This is a genomic window from Pseudoalteromonas sp. MMG007 (genome assembly GCF_018100985.1).
GTDB lineage: Bacteria > Pseudomonadota > Gammaproteobacteria > Enterobacterales > Alteromonadaceae > Pseudoalteromonas.
In genome coordinates, this window is sequence record NZ_JAGJEI010000003.1 from 275,821 (window position 1) to 292,365 (window position 16,545).

General features: G+C 41.3%; 16 protein-coding genes. 7 read left to right on the forward strand and 9 right to left on the reverse strand.

What is annotated here, in order from left to right:
* Positions 1-56: 56 nt before the first annotated feature.
* Positions 57-599 carry a carboxymuconolactone decarboxylase family protein gene (locus J8L71_RS06775; RefSeq protein ID WP_210999876.1) on the reverse strand — a complete coding sequence of 181 codons (543 nt, stop codon included), beginning with the start codon at positions 597-599 and terminating at the stop codon, positions 57-59.
* A 311-nt stretch (positions 600-910) separates the two neighbouring features.
* Here J8L71_RS06775 and J8L71_RS06780 point away from each other — a divergent pair, with 311 nt between their 5' ends.
* Positions 911-1,498 carry a TetR/AcrR family transcriptional regulator gene (locus J8L71_RS06780; RefSeq protein WP_210999877.1) on the forward strand — a complete coding sequence of 196 codons (588 nt, stop codon included), beginning with the start codon at positions 911-913 and terminating at the stop codon, positions 1,496-1,498.
* A gap of 94 nt (positions 1,499-1,592) precedes the next feature.
* Here the strand turns inward: J8L71_RS06780 and J8L71_RS06785 are convergent, their stop codons facing one another.
* From J8L71_RS06785 to J8L71_RS06805, 5 genes are all read right to left on the reverse strand, one after another.
* Positions 1,593-3,713, reverse strand: a complete 2,121-nt coding sequence (locus tag J8L71_RS06785; RefSeq protein ID WP_210999878.1) for a methyl-accepting chemotaxis protein — start codon at positions 3,711-3,713, stop codon at positions 1,593-1,595.
* A 98-nt stretch (positions 3,714-3,811) separates the two neighbouring features.
* Complete coding sequence (arsJ, locus tag J8L71_RS06790) at positions 3,812-5,035, reverse strand: organoarsenical effux MFS transporter ArsJ (RefSeq protein WP_210999879.1); 1,224 nt, start codon at positions 5,033-5,035, stop codon at positions 3,812-3,814.
* Between the two features lie 29 nt (positions 5,036-5,064).
* Positions 5,065-6,063, reverse strand: a complete 999-nt coding sequence (locus tag J8L71_RS06795; protein ID WP_210999880.1) for an ArsJ-associated glyceraldehyde-3-phosphate dehydrogenase — start codon at positions 6,061-6,063, stop codon at positions 5,065-5,067.
* Positions 6,064-6,101: 38 nt separating this feature from the next.
* Positions 6,102-6,455 carry a metalloregulator ArsR/SmtB family transcription factor gene (locus J8L71_RS06800; protein ID WP_210999881.1) on the reverse strand — a complete coding sequence of 118 codons (354 nt, stop codon included), beginning with the start codon at positions 6,453-6,455 and terminating at the stop codon, positions 6,102-6,104.
* 450 nt (positions 6,456-6,905) lie between these two features.
* The gene (locus J8L71_RS06805; RefSeq protein WP_210999882.1) at positions 6,906-7,334 is read right to left on the reverse strand and encodes an organic hydroperoxide resistance protein; all 429 of its coding nucleotides are present in this window, start codon (positions 7,332-7,334) and stop codon (positions 6,906-6,908) included.
* 135 nt (positions 7,335-7,469) lie between these two features.
* On the opposite strand from J8L71_RS06805, the gene J8L71_RS06810 reads away from it, so the two are divergent.
* A complete protein-coding gene (locus tag J8L71_RS06810) occupies positions 7,470-7,928 on the forward strand; it encodes a MarR family transcriptional regulator (protein ID WP_210999883.1) in 459 nt (152 codons plus the stop codon).
* On the opposite strand, the gene J8L71_RS06815 is transcribed toward J8L71_RS06810, so the two are convergent.
* Entirely contained in the window at positions 7,917-8,816 is a 900-nt protein-coding gene (locus J8L71_RS06815) for a LysR family transcriptional regulator (RefSeq protein ID WP_247655222.1), read from the reverse strand. The two genes, J8L71_RS06810 and J8L71_RS06815, sit on opposite strands and share 12 nt — an antisense overlap.
* Before the next feature lie 110 nt (positions 8,817-8,926).
* Here J8L71_RS06815 and J8L71_RS06820 point away from each other — a divergent pair, with 110 nt between their 5' ends.
* The 3 genes from J8L71_RS06820 to astB all read left to right on the forward strand — a co-directional run bounded on the left by J8L71_RS06820 (position 8,927) and on the right by astB (position 12,802).
* Positions 8,927-9,937, forward strand: a complete 1,011-nt coding sequence (locus J8L71_RS06820) for a zinc-binding alcohol dehydrogenase family protein (RefSeq protein WP_210999884.1) — start codon at positions 8,927-8,929, stop codon at positions 9,935-9,937.
* A gap of 2 nt (positions 9,938-9,939) precedes the next feature.
* Positions 9,940-11,043, forward strand: coding sequence for an L-dopachrome tautomerase-related protein (locus tag J8L71_RS06825; RefSeq protein ID WP_210999885.1), 1,104 nt, complete (start codon positions 9,940-9,942; stop codon positions 11,041-11,043).
* Positions 11,044-11,455: 412 nt separating this feature from the next.
* Positions 11,456-12,802, forward strand: coding sequence for an N-succinylarginine dihydrolase (astB, locus tag J8L71_RS06830; RefSeq protein ID WP_210999886.1), 1,347 nt, complete (start codon positions 11,456-11,458; stop codon positions 12,800-12,802).
* 287 nt (positions 12,803-13,089) lie between these two features.
* Here the strand turns inward: astB and J8L71_RS06835 are convergent, their stop codons facing one another.
* Complete coding sequence (locus J8L71_RS06835) at positions 13,090-13,947, reverse strand: mechanosensitive ion channel domain-containing protein (protein ID WP_210999887.1); 858 nt, start codon at positions 13,945-13,947, stop codon at positions 13,090-13,092.
* Between the two features lie 281 nt (positions 13,948-14,228).
* Between J8L71_RS06835 and J8L71_RS06840 the strand changes: the two genes are divergently transcribed.
* Together J8L71_RS06840 and J8L71_RS06845 are read left to right on the forward strand one after the other, a co-directional pair.
* A complete protein-coding gene (locus tag J8L71_RS06840; RefSeq protein ID WP_210999888.1) occupies positions 14,229-14,909 on the forward strand; it encodes an SDR family oxidoreductase in 681 nt (226 codons plus the stop codon).
* 231 nt (positions 14,910-15,140) lie between these two features.
* Positions 15,141-15,821 carry an SDR family oxidoreductase gene (locus tag J8L71_RS06845; RefSeq protein ID WP_210999889.1) on the forward strand — a complete coding sequence of 227 codons (681 nt, stop codon included), beginning with the start codon at positions 15,141-15,143 and terminating at the stop codon, positions 15,819-15,821.
* Between the two features lie 123 nt (positions 15,822-15,944).
* On the opposite strand, the gene J8L71_RS06850 is transcribed toward J8L71_RS06845, so the two are convergent.
* Positions 15,945-16,325 (reverse strand): VOC family protein, encoded by a 381-nt coding sequence (locus J8L71_RS06850; protein ID WP_210999890.1) that lies wholly within the window; start codon positions 16,323-16,325, stop codon positions 15,945-15,947.
* Between the last annotated feature and the right edge of the window lie 220 nt (positions 16,326-16,545).

A 16,545-nucleotide genomic window follows, 5' to 3' on the forward strand; every position in this document is an offset into this window, starting at 1 on the left:
GTATTTAAAATACAAAAAGGCAGCCTAGGCTGCCTTTGTTATTTATTAAATTGGTATTATTTAGCAAACTTTTTAAATGGTTCGTCAACTGGTGTATCAGCAAGGTGGTTTGTGTAATTGCTCATTACTTTTTGCGATAAACCAACAATAATTTCTAGTAGTTGTTGCTTAGCGTAACCTGCTGCAAAAAACTTCTCAATTTGCTCGTCGCTAATTACGCCGCGATCGCGTGTCATTGCAAGCGTTGTTTCGCGTAGTGTTTCAAGTTTTTCATCTGCAAGTGGTGTTTTGTTTACCAGTGCATCTACAATACCTTGGTCAACTTTCATTGAAGCGGCAATTGCGCTGTGCGCTGGTACACAGTAATGACACTCGTGCTCAACGTTAATTGTTTGCCATACAACCGTTAGCTCTTCTGCGTTAAACGAAGTTTTTTGAAATAGCTCATGCAGTACTTGGTAGCCTTTAAGTAACGTAGGCGCCTCTGCCATTACTGCGTGAAGATTAGGCACCATGCCAAATGCTGCTACTGAATCAGCCATAAGCGATTTTGATTCTTCAGGTGCGTTGTCTTGAGTATATAACGTAAATTCTGCCATGTTCTGCTCCAATAAATTAATGTGTTTGAGTAACCTGAACTCTGGATAATAAATCTATCTCTAACAGCTATTTTCAGCGATAACTGCGTTGAATTTACTTGCAATAGGCTAGCTATTGACGCGTAGATTCGCCTTGTTTTCACTAAAAACCTCTGGCTAGAGAAAATAACCTTTAATATCATCATGAAGAAATATGTTAGTAAATCTCTTAACCAGAGTTCAGGTTAAATAACTTCGAGACACATACTATTTGATTTTGAGCGACTGTTCAAGTTAAAATTGAGCATACGTTCAAAATAGTTGAGATTAAAATGGCTAACAAAGTTAAATTTGAACGCGAGAATGTAATTCGCGTTGCAAGCCAATTGTTTTGGGAAAAGGGGTTTACAGCTACCTCAACCCGCGATTTACAAGAAGCGATTAATATGCGCCCTGGCAGTATTTATGCGGCGTTTGGCTCTAAAGAAGGCCTATACAGCGAGTCTTTAAAAGACTACACCGTACAAATGAAAAGCCAAATTGACGGGTTTTTAGCAAATTCTGATTCCGTTGTAGGTGGTTTGCGTGCATTTGTCGAAAACGTAATAATTAAAACCAAAGACTGTAGCCCAAGTGCTATTTGTATGTTGGTAAAAGCAAACAGTGAATTTGCAGAAAAAGATGCCTCGTTATATGAGCTGAGTTTAGACTTATCGGCAAAATTTGAAGCTTACCTAACAACCTTGTTTGCTCAAGCTATTAAAAATAATGAGCTGAGTAGCAACCTTACGGCACTTGAATATGCGCAGTTCTTTCAGGTGCAATTTACTGGTCTGCGTGGCTATTTCAATCGCCCAGGTGTAGAACAATTAGCGCAGCCGATGATCAATCAAATGTTTGATTTGATCAAAAAGCTATAAGCTTCAAATTACTCACTACAAAAAGTCTCAACAAAAAAAGCGGCTAATTCACACTGAATTAGCCGCTTTTTTATCAGGTAGTGTCGATCTTTACTTACGTTTTAAGTTTATTTAGCTCGCTATCTTGCTGCGCTACCAATGCATTAAGCGCTTCACTACTATCGCCCGCCTGAGTAGATAAATCAGCTAATTGTGCTGCCGCATCTGATATAAGCGTTAGGTTACGGTTTATCTCTTCGGTTACTAAGCTTTGCTCCTCGGCTGCGGTGGCAATGTGCGTAATTTGATTCGTAATTTCATCTACTTTTATTACAACACTATGCAGCGCTTCAAAAGCAACTGAGGTTTCGTCTACTGCACTTTCAGCGCGTACTACGCCTTTTTCAATTACAGTAGATGCATTACCTACCTCTAACAATAAGCTATCAATAAGTTGGCTAATATCATCGGTAGATGAACGTGTTTTAGAAGCAAGGGCTCGTACTTCATCTGCAACCACAGCAAAGCCTCGACCATGTTCGCCGGCTCGCGCAGCTTCAATGGCAGCGTTAAGTGCAAGTAAGTTTGTTTGCTCAGAAATGGTTCTGATCACATCTAATATTTGAGTAATATCTTTACTGCGCGACGCTACTTTTTCAACCGCTTGGTTAGCTTCTTTTATTTCTTCAGACATGGTTTTAACTTGGCTCATAGCCGACGATAAGCTCGTTTCACTACTTACCACTAAACCATTTATTTCATCCGCTTGTTGAGCTGATTGCTCTGAGGCTCTAGCAACTTCAAGTGCGGTTGCGCTCATTTCGTTCATGGCGGTTACTACGCTTTCAATTTCTTGAAATTGCGATTGTACGTTTTGTTTAGTATCAATGGCTATATGTTGCGCTATTTCACCTTGATGCTTAGTTTGTGCTGAAACACCTTTTAGCTCAGCAATTAAGCCTCTTAACTTAGCTAAAAATGCATTAAAGCCACAAGCAAGGGCAATAAGTTCAGCATGCGTATCGACGTGCAGCGTATGCGTTAAATCACCTTCAGAGCTGGCAAGATTATCAACACGTTGTTGAATTTGCTCAAGCGGTGCAACCACGCTACCTACTACTATTTTCATAACAATAAAGGCAATTATAGCTATCACACCGCCCGTTATTAGAATAACTAAACCTAGCTGATTTGCCGAGTCACTCATATTTTTAGCTAACGCGTTAGGCCCCTCGAGTGCTAGGTTAGTTGGCACTTCAATAAGTAAGCTCCAATGAGTGTTAGCAAGTTTAATATTTATAGGGTAATTAACTAAGTATTCATCCGCTGTTTTTATTAACTTGTTTTGACCTTTAATATTAGCAAGTTCGCTATAAGTATTGCTGCTAACAGCTTCTTTAAACGGACGGCCTAATTTAGATTTATAGTGGCTACTACCTACAATTAATCCCATATCACTTAACAACGTAACCTTGGCTTTACCGTTATATAACTCACTAGAAAGCTGCTCTGTAAGGCCCTGAAAAGTTGGTAGTGTTAAATCAACACCCGCTAAACCAATAAAGCGGCCTGATTTAATAATTGGCACTGTTAATGAAGTAAGCATAACAGAATCGCCAGAGGGGATTTCATAAAGGTACGGCTCCATAATACATGGCTTAAGTGTATCTTTTGCGCATAGGTACCAATGGGCTTCGCGAATACCAAACTCGTTTAAAGAGGTTAGGTATTTATCGGCAGCGTTAGCTACTTTTTGTTGCTCAATATTGCCGTTTTGGTCGCGCGTTATATACACCTCTAACGTGCCATCGCCATTAACAGAATGTTTAAAACCTTGTGTAAATTGCGCGTCTTGTCCATCAAATGCGTTAGCTTCAAACTGCGAATAAATAGACGATAAAAATTGATTCTTCTCTAAAATAGAGCGATTAATGTTCACCACAGTATCGCGATTTAGAGTTTGAGTTTTAGCTGCATCACCAAGCAATGCGGCTAAAGAATTAGGCACTCGGTAAGCTTCATTTATAAAACCAGCTATTTTTTCACCGTAGGCAGCAGCATTTGCATTAAGCTTTTGCTCAACCTCAGCCACTATATAATCTTCAGATTCTTTTGCGAGCGCTTCACTGTTTGATGACATTTGCCACCACAATACGCCAGAGAGAACCAGCACTGTTAAAAATGTACTACCTACGGTTATCCACAATAACTTTTTTGCTAACGAGATTTCTTGCACTTAAATTACCCTTTAATTAAAACTACGGGTACAGTTTAGTAGATCTTAAAAATGAAGCTATTAAAATCGTTACACTAATAAAAAACTAATACAAACGTTTAACTTTTATTACTGGCTAAAAAAGCAGTGGCTATAGAGGCCAAAATAAGCAAAATTACACTCACCCATAAACACGCTACAAAACCATAAACCTGAAACACCCACCCCGAAAGCACGGTGCCCAGTAAACGCCCCATTGCATTGGCCATATAATAAAAGCCAACATCAAGCGATACACCATCGCTTTTAGCAAAGCTGACAATTAAATAACTATGTACTGATGAGTTAACTGCAAATATACCGCCAAATATAAGTAAACCTATAATCAAGGTGACATGCACAGCAACATCAAATTGCATGAGTAGTGCTAAAAGTGCTGTTACACCACTTAACAGCAATACCCATAAATAGGCATGTTTAACAGTATCAACGTTTGAATTACTGGTGCCTGTAATACGTGGCGCTTGCGATTGCACGCCACCATAGCCAATCACCCAAAGTGCCATAAAGCCACTAACCCACCAAAAGTTCCAGTTAAACTGCTGGGCTAAATAAATAGGTAAAGCCACTACAAACCACACGTCACGCGCGGCAAACAAGCATAACCGTGCTGCACTTAATAAATTTATTGCACGAGATTTAGAAAATAGCTCTTTAAACTTGGGCTTATTTTTAGCCTTGCCCATGTCGCCTTTTAAAAATACAACGCTAATCATCCACGCAATAGTAAGTAGTACAATAAGTGCTTTTAAAGCCCCAACAAATCCCAATACCGTAAGGAGTAACCCACCTAAAAAGAAGCCGACCCCTTTTAGCGCATTTTTAGAGCCCGTTAAAATAGCCACCCATTTATAAAGCTGGCCTTGGCCGCTTTCGCCCTCGGGCACTAAATGTTTAATGGCGCTTTTGGCACTCATTTTATTTAAATCTTTGGCTATACCGCTAAGCGCTTGCGCCGCCATAACATAAGCCACTGTAAGCCACTCACTTGGCGCGCATAACATGGCAAGCGCCATTATTTGCAGCGCCAAGCCAAAGTTCATGGTTTTATTAAGGCCTAAATGAGCCCCAAGCCAACCGCCCACTAAATTGGTGATCACACCAAAAATTTCGTAAAACAAAAACAGCATGGCAATAGCCAACGCACCATACCCTAACTGATGAAAATGCAGCACCACCAGCATACGCAGTGCGCCATCGGTTAAGGTAAATGCCCAGTAATTACCGGTTATAATTAAATACTGTTTTATTGCTGTAGGTAAATTAGCAAGTTGCTCAAACATGGTTTACGCCCTTAAAACCTTACAAGTGGTTAAACCAAGTCACTTTTAGCAACTTTGAGCATAAGCTCGGCGGTACGATTAGCGTAACCCCATTCGTTATCGTACCAAGCGTATAATTTAAGCTGGGTATTATTAATAACCATGGTAGAAAGCGCATCAATAATGCTACTGCGTGGATCGGTTTTGTAATCAATCGATACAAGCGGTTTTTCTTCGTAACCTAATACACCTGCAAGCTCGTTTTTAGACGCCTGAGCAAACCATTCGTTAACCTCAGCTGCAGTTACACCACGCTTAAGCTCAAATACACAGTCAGTAATGGATGCGTTAGTTAAAGGTACGCGCACGGCATGGCCATTTAACTTACCTTTTAGCTCAGGGAATATATGCGTAATGGCTGTTGCACTACCTGTTGTGGTCGGTATTAAACTTGACCCGCACGAACGGGCACGGCGTAAGTCTTTATGGGGCGCATCAATAATAGTTTGGGTATTGGTAATATCGTGAATAGTGGTCATTGAGCCGTGCTTAATGCCTACTTTTTCTTGTAGTACTTTTACAATTGGCGCTAAACAGTTAGTCGTACACGACGCCGCTGTCACAATTTTGTGCTCATCTGGGTTATATAAATCATCGTTAACACCCATAACCACATTTAAAATGCCGTCTTCTTTTACTGGTGCGGTTACCACAACGCGCTTAATACCTTGTGCTAAATATTGATTTAACAGCTCAGTGGTTTTCATTTTACCGCTGGCTTCTATTACTACATCGCAATCAGACCAATTGGTGTCGTTAATGGTAACAGCAATAGTGTGTTTACCCACACTAAAGCTATTTTCGTTTGCTGTAACGCTGTGGGCTAAACGCCCGTGTACTGAGTCAAACTCTAATAAATGGGCATGTGTTTTAGCATCGCCTGCAACATCGTTTACTTTAATAAATTCTACTTCTGGCCATTCTAATGCTGCGCGCAGCGTTAAACGTCCCATGCGGCCAAAGCCGTTAATACCTACTTTAATTGTCATAATAAATACCTTTAGTAAAGTTAAGCCAATATGCTTAATTAACAGCAGCTTGCTGCACGCTCTGGGCGATTACCCATTGCATTGAGTCGATTTAAATCATCGTTATAAAACGCAGAATTTTCTTTTCGTGTTTGTGTTAAAACGCTAATAGCCCACTCTGGCAGGGCTTTATTAATGCTGTAGTACACCCATTGATTTTGCTTGCGGTCGCTTAATAAGCCAAATTGCCTAAGTTGCGCTAAATGGCGCGACACTTTAGGTTGGCTAAGCTCAAGCGCGGCAACAAGTTCACACACACATAGCTCTTGCTCATGGCTAATTAATAACATGGCTTTTAAGCGCGTATCGTCGGCTAAACATTTGTAAAATTGAAGTGGATTGAGTTGTTCCATAGCATCCTCGTTTAGTTAGTGTGCATACAATAAAACAAAACGATAATATATGAAATAGTGAATATACGATTTTCCGTATATTTTTTAGAAGGGTTTAATTAATATGAACTTTGCTAAATTTCAGCACACAAAAAAACCCAGTGGCAAAACCACTGGGCTATTAAAGCATTAGGGCGTGTTGATCTTTGCGGATTGAAATTTGTTCAATCTAGGGGCGATTAAATCGCGGCGCGAGGTTTGTAACCTAGTGGGCTAAGTAAAAACCGAGTAACAAAGAGTTTATCGCCCCTAGACAGAACCCGAAGGGCAGCGCATGTTTGGCATTTATGCTTCGTTATCGCCTATTTATGGGGAGTACCACACTTCATAGGCTCCGCCTTACCTAAAAACCAAACACACTGCTGCAAATTCAACCATCAAAAATCAACACGCCCTTACTAATTAGTTTACTTAAATAACCGAAAGCTCTACTTCAATGTTACCGCGTGTAGCGTTTGAGTATGGACATACTTGGTGTGCTTTATTTACAAGCTCTTGCGCTGCCGCTTTATCCATATCACCTAGTGATACAGCTAATTTTACTGCGATACCAAAACCGCCTTCAATCGCGCCAATAGATACTTCAGAATTAATGTGCGTATCACTTGGTAAATCAATTTCTTCGCTACCGGCTACAAATTTTAGTGCGCCAATAAAACACGCTGCGTAACCTGCTGCAAATAACTGCTCTGGGTTTGTGCCTTGCCCATCGTCGCCACCTAGCCCTTTTGGGGTTGATAGGTTTACATCTAAACGGCCATCGTCAGATTTAGCTACACCTTCACGGCCACCTGTTGCAGTTGCTTTTGCTGTGTAAGCAACGTTTTGTAATACATTCATAGTGAACTCCAAAGTTTACCAATCAATTTAGTTTGCATGCAAAATAATAGATCAAGTAATTAGAGATTGCAAATACTTTGCATGCAAATTAAAATGTTTTTTGAGTTTAAGGTATTAACGCGTTAGGAGTTGAGTATGTCGTTTGAGCAATTAAAATTAAAAAATCAGCTGTGTCATAGGTTATATATGGCATCAAATAGCATTGCCCGCGCTTACCGTGAGCCTTTAGCTGCACTTAATTTAACGTATCCGCAGTATGTAGTAATGATGGCGCTGTGGGAGCAAGATGAAGTAACCATAGCGCAGCTAATAAATAAAACCGCTATTGACGGCGGCGCTATGACCCAAATACTCAAAAAAATGACCGAAAAATCTCTGCTAGCTGTTATTAAAGACGAACACGATAAGCGTAAACGCCTAATTCAGCTTACCCAAAGTGGGCAAGCCCTTAAAAACGAAGCCACTGAAATTCCAAAAAATATATTATGTAAGTTTGAAAGTGTAGACTCTACGCAAGCTAAACAGCTTATGCAGCTGCTTGATTTAGTGGTAAACGATTTAAATACTAAAAGCGACGATGAGTTAGCCAACTAACGCGGTTATTTTTTGTTGAATAAACGCCCTAAATGCCGTGATCACTGGGGTCATTTGGCGCCGGTCGGCGTACATCATATAAAGCGGTAGCGGATCGCTTTGCCAGTCAGGGCATAAATGAACGAGCTCCCCGCTTGCTAAATTATCAATGACATCTAGGTACGACTTATACGCAATGCCTTTGCCCTCTAGCGCCCAGCGCCTAACCATTTCGCCATCGTTTACTATGTGTTGGCAATTTAGCTGCACTTTTTGTACCGCGCCATTTTTATAAAATCGCCACTCTTTAAACACTTCGCCAAAGCGCATAAACGTAATGGTAGTGTGCTGCGTTAAGTTAAGGGGATGTGTAAGCAATCCATTGTTCGCGACATATTCAGGAGAGGCCACTAAAATACGCGCATTATTTAAAAAAAGCGGCGCTGCAATTAATTGCGAATCTTTTGGTACGCCAAAGCGCAGTGCAATATCAATCGACTGGCTATAAATGTCGCTTACTTCGTCACTTAAGTGCAGTTTAAGTTTTACATGCGGATATTGCGCTAAAAACTCATTAAGCCATTCACTTAATTTATTACGCCCTAAATCGCACGGGGCCGATACCTGCAGTGTCCCTGTTACTTCGCCTACTGCAGTTTGTACTGCGGCTACACCTTGTTGAATAAGCGAAAGAGAGTCTTTGGCGTAACTTAAAAACTGCTCCCCTGCCACACTTAAGCGTAAACTGCGGGTAGAGCGAATAAACAGCACGTTTCCTAAGTCTTTTTCTAGGCGCTTAATAGCCGCACTTACCGCCGCTGGAGTTTGTGCGTTTTGCCTTGCGGCTTCAGAAATACTGGCGCAACTGGCTACATCTATAAAAGTTTGAATATCGTTAAATGATCGCATATTTTCAATTAAAATTTGAAAGTGCTTTAGTTTTTCATGTCTTTTTATATTTTTCAACTGAGCTATAGTGTTCACATATTAAAAAGTACTTCAAATCATCAGGAACCCACATGAAAGCATTTGGCTACACCAAAAACACTAAAACGCTTACAGCAAGCTCTATACAAGCAATTGAACTTGATACTCCAACCGCTACCGGACACGACCTACTTATTGAAGTAAAAGCTATTTCTGTAAACCCTGTAGATACAAAAATACGTGCCAATGTAGCGCCAGAGCAAGGCTACAAGGTATTAGGCTGGGACGGCGTAGGTATTGTAAAAGCCGTTGGTGAGTCGGTATCGTTATTTAATGTGGGGGATCGCGTATTTTACGCTGGCGATTTGTCGCGCCAAGGCAGTAATGCGCAATTTCAATTAGTTGATGAACGTATTGTAGGGCGCGCACCTAAAACATTAACCGACGCACAAGCCGCAGCGCTGCCACTAACCAGCATTACCGCCTACGAAATGCTGTTTGATCGCCTGCAAGTGCCTAAAAATAAGCAAAATACTCAGCAATCTATTTTAGTTATTGGCGCCGCTGGTGGCGTTGGCTCTATTTTAGTACAGCTTGCTAAGCAGCTTACTGGGCTAAACGTAGTAGGTACGGCATCACGCGAGCAAAGCGTAACCTGGCTTAAAGAGTTAGGAGCCAATCATGTGCTCGATCATTCTAAAAACTTAAACGAGCAGCGCAAAGAACTGGGTTTAGCTGAGTTTGACTACGTTATTGGCTTAACCCATACCGACCAATACCAAGACCAAATAGTGGAATGCATTAAACCCCAAGGTAAATTTGCGCTAATAGACGACCCTGCATCGTTCGATATTTTAAAATTTAAGCGTAAGTGTATATCGGTGCATTGGGAGTTTATGTTTACCCGCTCACTATTTACTACAGCCGATATAACAGCGCAGCACACCTTACTTAATGAAATTAGCGAGCTGATAGACTCAGGTACACTTAAAACCACGCTTGGGCAAAATTTAGGCCCAATAAACGCCGCTAATTTATATAAAGCGCACCAAATTTTAGAATCGCACACCTCACGCGGTAAACTTGTTTTAGAAGGCTTTTAAACATGAATCAGATTAAAAAAATACTTTTAGCAGCAGCCTGTAGCACCGCGTTTTTAAGCAGCAGTGTGTTTGCGAATACCCAAAATACTAACACCAATTTAAACACAGTCGCCACATTCGACGCCCAGCACCCACCAGGGAATATTGCTATTACGCCATCAGGTCGTAAGTTTTTATCGGTACATGGTTTTTACGGCCAAAAACAAAAAATTATGGAGCTATTAAGCGATGGCACCACCAAGCCCTACCCTAATGAAGAATGGGCATACGCGTATAAAAACGGCAAAGGCTTTTACGATGTACTTGGCATAAATGTATCAGCCGATGGCGTGTTATGGATGCTTGATACATCAGGCCCTGATCATGCTGGGCGTTTAGTCGGTTGGGATACCAACAAAGAGCAGCTGCATAAAATAATTTACTTAGCTAAACCCACCATTACCGACACCTCTTTTTTAAATGATTTAGTCATCGATAATAAACACGGTGTTGTATACATTGCCGATACCGCACAAGGCAGCCAAGCCGCTATTATTACCGTAAATTTAAAAACAGGTGAGGCGCGCAGAGTATTACAAAATAGCCCATACACCACAGCCGAAAACATCGACATGGTCATTGAAGGGCGCACCATGAAACTAGGCGGCCAACCAGCCCGTTTAGGCGTAAACCCAATCACCCTCGATCCGAGCGAACAGTGGCTTTACTTTGGCGCTATGTCGGGCACGTCGATTTACCGTATTGCCACAAGCGATATTAACAATAAAAGCCTGAGCGCAAGCGCCCTTGAGAGTAAAGTAACGCGTTACGGCACTAAACCCATTTCAGATGGCATTATTGTTGATGGCGGCGGCAATGTGTATGTTACCGACATAACTAATGGCGCAATTGGCGTAGTAAAACCAAGCGGTAAATACCAGGTATTATTTAAAGACGCTCGCTTGAGCTGGCCAGATGGCTTTAGTTATGGCGCCGATCATAAAATATATTTTACCGTCGATGAGCTACATCGCTCGCCAGTATTAAATGAAGGTAAAAATGCCAGCCAAGGAAAATTTAGTGTGCTGTCGTTCGACCCATTAGTAAAAGGTAAAGTAGGGCGCTAAATACAGCGTATAAAACATAAGCCACGCACCCGCTGCGTGGCTTTTTGGTGCAACTTTTAAGCCCTTTAACTCCAAAATGGTGCTAAGCGCTCAAACGTTATTTTTAGTGTATTAATAAATATCTGATTTGTATTCATAAAATATTCAATTAACAGTTGGCATAATTCTTTCAAAGTAAATATGTGTTCAGTGAAACTTTCAAGGAAAATACCATGGCTAACCTATACCACACCCTTTACCTACTATGGCGTTTAGACATTAGCGTATGGCAGGTAAACGATCCGAGCAATACCCATACAACGTGCGACAAAGAGCGAGTTTACAGCCGATAAATTTCGTATTTATAGGCTTTGCAAGCGCGGCCATTGCATTGTATTGTTAAGTTACTAAAAACAATATGATTGGAACGTGTATGCACGCCTTAGAAGTAAATTTTGATGGCTTAGTTGGCCCTACTCACAACTATGCGGGTTTATCGTATGGTAATGTTGCCTCGTTAAATAATGCGGCAAGTTTTTCAAACCCTCAAGAAGCTGTGTTACAGGGCCTTGAAAAAATGAAAGCCATGCACGACAAAGGCCTAACACAAGGTGTGTTTGCCCCCCATGCACGCCCCGATTTAAACGTACTACGTCGCTTAGGTTTTACCGGTAACGACTCGCAAGTTATTCATAAAGCATTTAAAGCCGACCCTATTTTATTGCGCGCGTGTTATTCGGCCTCAGCAATGTGGACTGCCAATGCCGCTACTGTGTCACCCTCGCCAGATACCCTCGATGGCAAAGTGCATTTTACCTCAGCTAATTTAAATAATAAGTTTCATCGCTCACTCGAGCCTGCTACCACTACCCGCTTACTAAAAGCTATGTTTAATAACGATAGCTACTTTGCGCACCACACGCATTTACCCGATCAGGGCTTTTTTGGCGACGAAGGCGCGGCTAACCATACCCGACTTTGCGATAGCCACGGCGAGCAAGGGCTAGAAATGTTTGTATTTGGCGCAAGTGCCTTTAACAGCCAACTACCAAAACCGGCTAAGTTCCCTGCAAGGCAAACACTAGAAGCCTCAGAAGCCATTTGCCGATTACATAATTTAAAAGAATCGAGCCAAATTTTACTGCAGCAAAACCCAGATGTTATAGATCAAGGCGTGTTTCATAACGATGTAATTGCAGTAGGTAACGCAAACGTATTGCTTTGCCACCAGCAAGCATTTTTAAACCAACAAGATGCCCTGCAAGAAATTCGCGATGCCTACACCGGCAGCAAGCAGCTATACATAATTGAAGTACCTACCGATAAAGTAAGCATTAGCGATGCAGTAAGCAGTTACTTATTTAATAGCCAATTAGTAAGCCTAGATGATGGCTCAATGCTATTAGTAGCGCCACAAGAGTGCCAACGTAATAACGCAGTAAACGCCTACATTGAAGAAATGATTTTAGCGGATAACCCAGTAAACCAAGTGCAGTTTTTTGACCTACGCCAAAGTATGCAAAATGGCGGCGGCCCTGCCTGCCTACGTTTACGTGTAGCTCTTAACGAGCAAGAACTTGCTGCGGTAAACCCTGAGGTTATTTTAACCGATACTAAATACACTCAGCTTTGTGACTGGGCAAAGCGTAACTACCGCGATAAGCTAGGTGCAAGCGACTTTGCCGACTCAGCCCTACTTACCGAAAGCTACCAAGCACTAGATGAACTAACCCAGCTGCTTAACTTAGGCTCAGTGTACGACTTTCAATTAGAAGGTTAATACCTCAGCCAACGCAAAGGCTAATACAAAAATAGCGAGCCAAGGCTCGCTATTTTTATTTGTGCTTATTCTAATAGAATTTAAAGGTTTTTATTATACCAATTCGCTTAATTAAGTGATCTATTTTGAGGCTGGAAAAACATGTTGATAACTAGGCAAAAAATTCGTTATTTAGTTGTTCTCGGCAATTGCTCCTGCATTGCTCTACCTTCTGCATCCATGCAGTCGTAAATGAGAGTTTTTTAACGCAGGTAACGACACGTTTAGCCCCGCAAAATGATTAAGTATTATTGCGGATTGGTATTAACCGTTATTGCCGATGCCATCGACTCAGATATATGCAGTGTTCGCTGCGGAAACGGAATACTCAGCCCCGCGCCTTCTATGGCCTCTTTTACGCGTTTATTTAAATCCCACACGGTTTGCCAGTAATCGTCATTTACAGCCCAAGCACGTAATTGAATGTTTACTGCGCTTTCGCCTATTGAGGTAACCATTACTTTAGGTGCTGGCTCTGCAAGTAATCGGCTTTCTGCTTCGGCGAGTTTTTTAAGTACATTTAAGCCAACATCAATAGAGTCGGCGTACGAAATCCCCACCACTATATCCATGCGCCTTTTACCGTTACGGGTAAAATTTTTAATGTTGCCGCCCCACACTTTACCGTTAGGTGATGCGATATAAAGGCCGTCGGTGGTTTTAAAAATGGTCGTAAATAGGTTTATTTCTTTTACTGTGCCAAGCGTGCCGCTCGCATCTACAAAATCGCCTATTTTAAATGGCCTAAGTATTAATAACATAATGCCTGCGGCAATATTACTTAAGGTGTTTTTAAGCGCCAAGCCAATCGCTAAACCCGCCGCGCCCATTAGCGCTATTAAGCTTGCCGTATTAACGCCAAAAATATCTAAAATAAACAGCCCAGCAATTATGTAAACTAAATACCCCGCAATGCTCGATAAAAGCGGCAGTAGCGTTTCGTCTACTTTTTTTAATGGCGACTTAGAGTTTTTAATCGCTTTTTTTACTGAACGCGCAATAAGCGCACTCGCAACTAAAATAGCCATGGCTAATACCACTTTGTAACCTAAAGTGATGATAGTTTCAGAATGGCTTTGCCAAAACACAATAAGTTTATCTTTCATACATATTCCAAAAAACGGCTGACACTCAGCACAATTTAAAAATGAGCAAAGCTAAATGCGCCATACCCACAATTTAGCCTTAATGGCTAAAAAACCGCGCGAGTATATAGCTATAAATTAGTTATACCTATTGTTTTGTATTAAATTAAAGCATTAAATAAAAGCTATGTTCCTCTAACGTTACTATTCAATTTAGGTTAACCACACCCTGTTAGTGTTAGTACAAAAGTTACCGTAAATACTTTCCTCATTTTGAATATGTAAACATAGGAGAAATAGTCATGGCGAACAAAAAAGTAACCCTTATTACAGGTGCCTCTAGCGGTATTGGCAAAGCAACCGCCAAAACGCTGGTTAACCATGGCCACAAAGTCATACTTACCGCCAGAAGCGAAGACAAATTAACAAAATTAGTTAAAGAATTAGGCGAGGATAGCGCACTCAGCGTACCGGCAGATGCAACCAACTTTACCGAGCTTAAAAACGCAGTAACAAAAGGGCTTAACAAATTTGGCCGCTTAGACGCTACATTTGCAAACGCAGGTAAAGGGCTAAACACATTAGGAATAGAAAAAGGCGACCCCGACGAATGGGCAACTATGCTTGATATAAACATAAACGCCCTGCTGTGGAGCGCTAAACTTACCCTCCCCCATTTACGAAAAACCAAAGGCCATTTTATTATAACCAGCTCAGCCACTGGCCGCAGAGCTGTTAAAGGCTCAATATATGGTGCAAGTAAGTGGTTTACTTATGGCTTTGGCCAAAACCTCGCAGCAGAAATGAGTGAATGGGGCGGGCGCTGCACCACCATAACCCCAGGTGCTGTAAATACCCCATTTACCGATGAAGCAAGGCCCGACAAATTATACCCACAAGATGTTGCCGACGCCGTACTCTTTGCACTTGAAGCAAACCAGCGCAATAACATCAGAGAAATTCACTTAAGGCCAACCTATTAATGGGGCCTGCTGACCTCTCAGAATTAAAATTGGCTCTATCCAAGAAAGAGTTAATCGCGCTGTGTTTATGCCTATTGCTTAAATACCAAGCACACAGCTGAAAACTCAACCTCAAAAGATAAACAGGCTCCTTTATTCAAGCCCTGTTAACCCAGTACTGTTACAGTAAACAGCAAATATTGGTTAAACCGTTCTTATCATTTTGAATATGTAAACATAGGAGAAATAATCATGGCGAAAGAAAAAATAGTCCTCATTACAGGTGCTTCAAGTGGCATAGGTAAAGCAACCGCCAAAACACTGGTTAATAACGGCCACAAAGTAATACTTACAGCCAGAAGCGAAGACAAATTAACTAAATTAGTACAAGCATTAGGTGAAGATAACGCACTGAGTGTACCCGCAGATGCCACCGACTTTACCGAGCTTGAAAACGTAGTAACAAAAGGGCTCGAAAAATTTGGCCGACTAGATGCCGCATTTGCCAATGCAGGTATGGGCGTTTCAACCGCAGGCACCGAAAAAGGCGATCCTGATGAATGGTCAACCATGATAGACATAAACATTAAAGCTCTGCTGTGGACGGCAAAAGCAACCTTGCCCCATTTACGCCAAAACAAAGGTCATTTTATATTAACCAGCTCAGCTGCTGGCCGTAAGCCAATTAAAGGCTCTATTTACGGGGCAACTAAATGGTTTGCTTACGGGTTTGGACAAAACTTAGCTGAGGAAATGAGCGAGTGGAATGGCCGCTGTACCACCATAGCCCCTGGCATGGTAAACACCCCATTCTTTGATGAAGCTAAGCCCGACAAGCTCGACCCACAAGATGTAGCCGACGCCGTACTATTTGCCATAGAAGCAAACCAGCGCAACAGCGTACGCGAGATTTATTTAATGCCAACTAATTAACGTTGATTGGTTGAGTTTGAGCTGTCAGGTTTAATGCCAATGGCATTAAACCTGATGGTTGTTTGTATTTTGAGGTTAGATTTTAATAGCGTAAAGTTGAACACTGCATAATTAAAGGTCTGATTAGCTGCGTACTTCGACACGCCAAGGTGGATTAATCCTATTTTCACCCGCCCAATATAGCTTAATTTTATGACCTGACGGATCATGCAGTACGGCCTCTCGCCATAAATAACTCTGGTCTGTAGGTTCTTGTATAAATACAAAACCTTTAACTTTTAAAGCCTCAACCAGTTCATCTAATTGTTCATGTTCAAAATATATTACCGTGCCACAATCAAACTCACCTCGATCTAAAGACAATGAGAAAGTTGAATCCCCATCTGGGCATTCAAAGCGAGTATAATGTGGGGTATCTACAATTTGAGTAAAACCTAAGTCGCGATAAAATTTAGTAGAAATTTCCATGTCTGTAACGGGTAATGTAATTTGATTTAAGTTCATCTAACTTCCCTGTAAAAATTAAAGGTGACAAGTTTGTCAGTTGATTATGCACTGCCATGTAATATCTTACTTTTTATACAAACAAAAGCCTAAGGCTTAGCCTATCAAATTGAAAACTATAAATGGTTAATAGTTTAATGGGTTTTATTATGAATCACTCACTACAATGTATTCTCCATTGGGATATGACGGCTGCCTACCTGACACCATAAGCGCTGCA

Coding starts and splice junctions, on each gene's coding strand:
- J8L71_RS06775 (WP_210999876.1), bottom strand. CDS start 599: ATGGCAGAATTTACGTTATATACTCAAGACAACGCACCTGAAGAATCA.
- J8L71_RS06780 (WP_210999877.1), top strand. CDS start 911: ATGGCTAACAAAGTTAAATTTGAACGCGAGAATGTAATTCGCGTTGCA.
- arsJ (WP_210999879.1), bottom strand. CDS start 5,035: ATGTTTGAGCAACTTGCTAATTTACCTACAGCAATAAAACAGTATTTA.
- J8L71_RS06795 (WP_210999880.1), bottom strand. CDS start 6,063: ATGACAATTAAAGTAGGTATTAACGGCTTTGGCCGCATGGGACGTTTA.
- J8L71_RS06800 (WP_210999881.1), bottom strand. CDS start 6,455: ATGGAACAACTCAATCCACTTCAATTTTACAAATGTTTAGCCGACGAT.
- J8L71_RS06805 (WP_210999882.1), bottom strand. CDS start 7,334: ATGAATGTATTACAAAACGTTGCTTACACAGCAAAAGCAACTGCAACA.
- J8L71_RS06810 (WP_210999883.1), top strand. CDS start 7,470: ATGTCGTTTGAGCAATTAAAATTAAAAAATCAGCTGTGTCATAGGTTA.
- J8L71_RS06815 (WP_247655222.1), bottom strand. CDS start 8,816: ATGCGATCATTTAACGATATTCAAACTTTTATAGATGTAGCCAGTTGC.
- J8L71_RS06820 (WP_210999884.1), top strand. CDS start 8,927: ATGAAAGCATTTGGCTACACCAAAAACACTAAAACGCTTACAGCAAGC.
- J8L71_RS06825 (WP_210999885.1), top strand. CDS start 9,940: ATGAATCAGATTAAAAAAATACTTTTAGCAGCAGCCTGTAGCACCGCG.
- astB (WP_210999886.1), top strand. CDS start 11,456: ATGCACGCCTTAGAAGTAAATTTTGATGGCTTAGTTGGCCCTACTCAC.
- J8L71_RS06835 (WP_210999887.1), bottom strand. CDS start 13,947: ATGAAAGATAAACTTATTGTGTTTTGGCAAAGCCATTCTGAAACTATC.
- J8L71_RS06840 (WP_210999888.1), top strand. CDS start 14,229: ATGGCGAACAAAAAAGTAACCCTTATTACAGGTGCCTCTAGCGGTATT.
- J8L71_RS06845 (WP_210999889.1), top strand. CDS start 15,141: ATGGCGAAAGAAAAAATAGTCCTCATTACAGGTGCTTCAAGTGGCATA.
- J8L71_RS06850 (WP_210999890.1), bottom strand. CDS start 16,325: ATGAACTTAAATCAAATTACATTACCCGTTACAGACATGGAAATTTCT.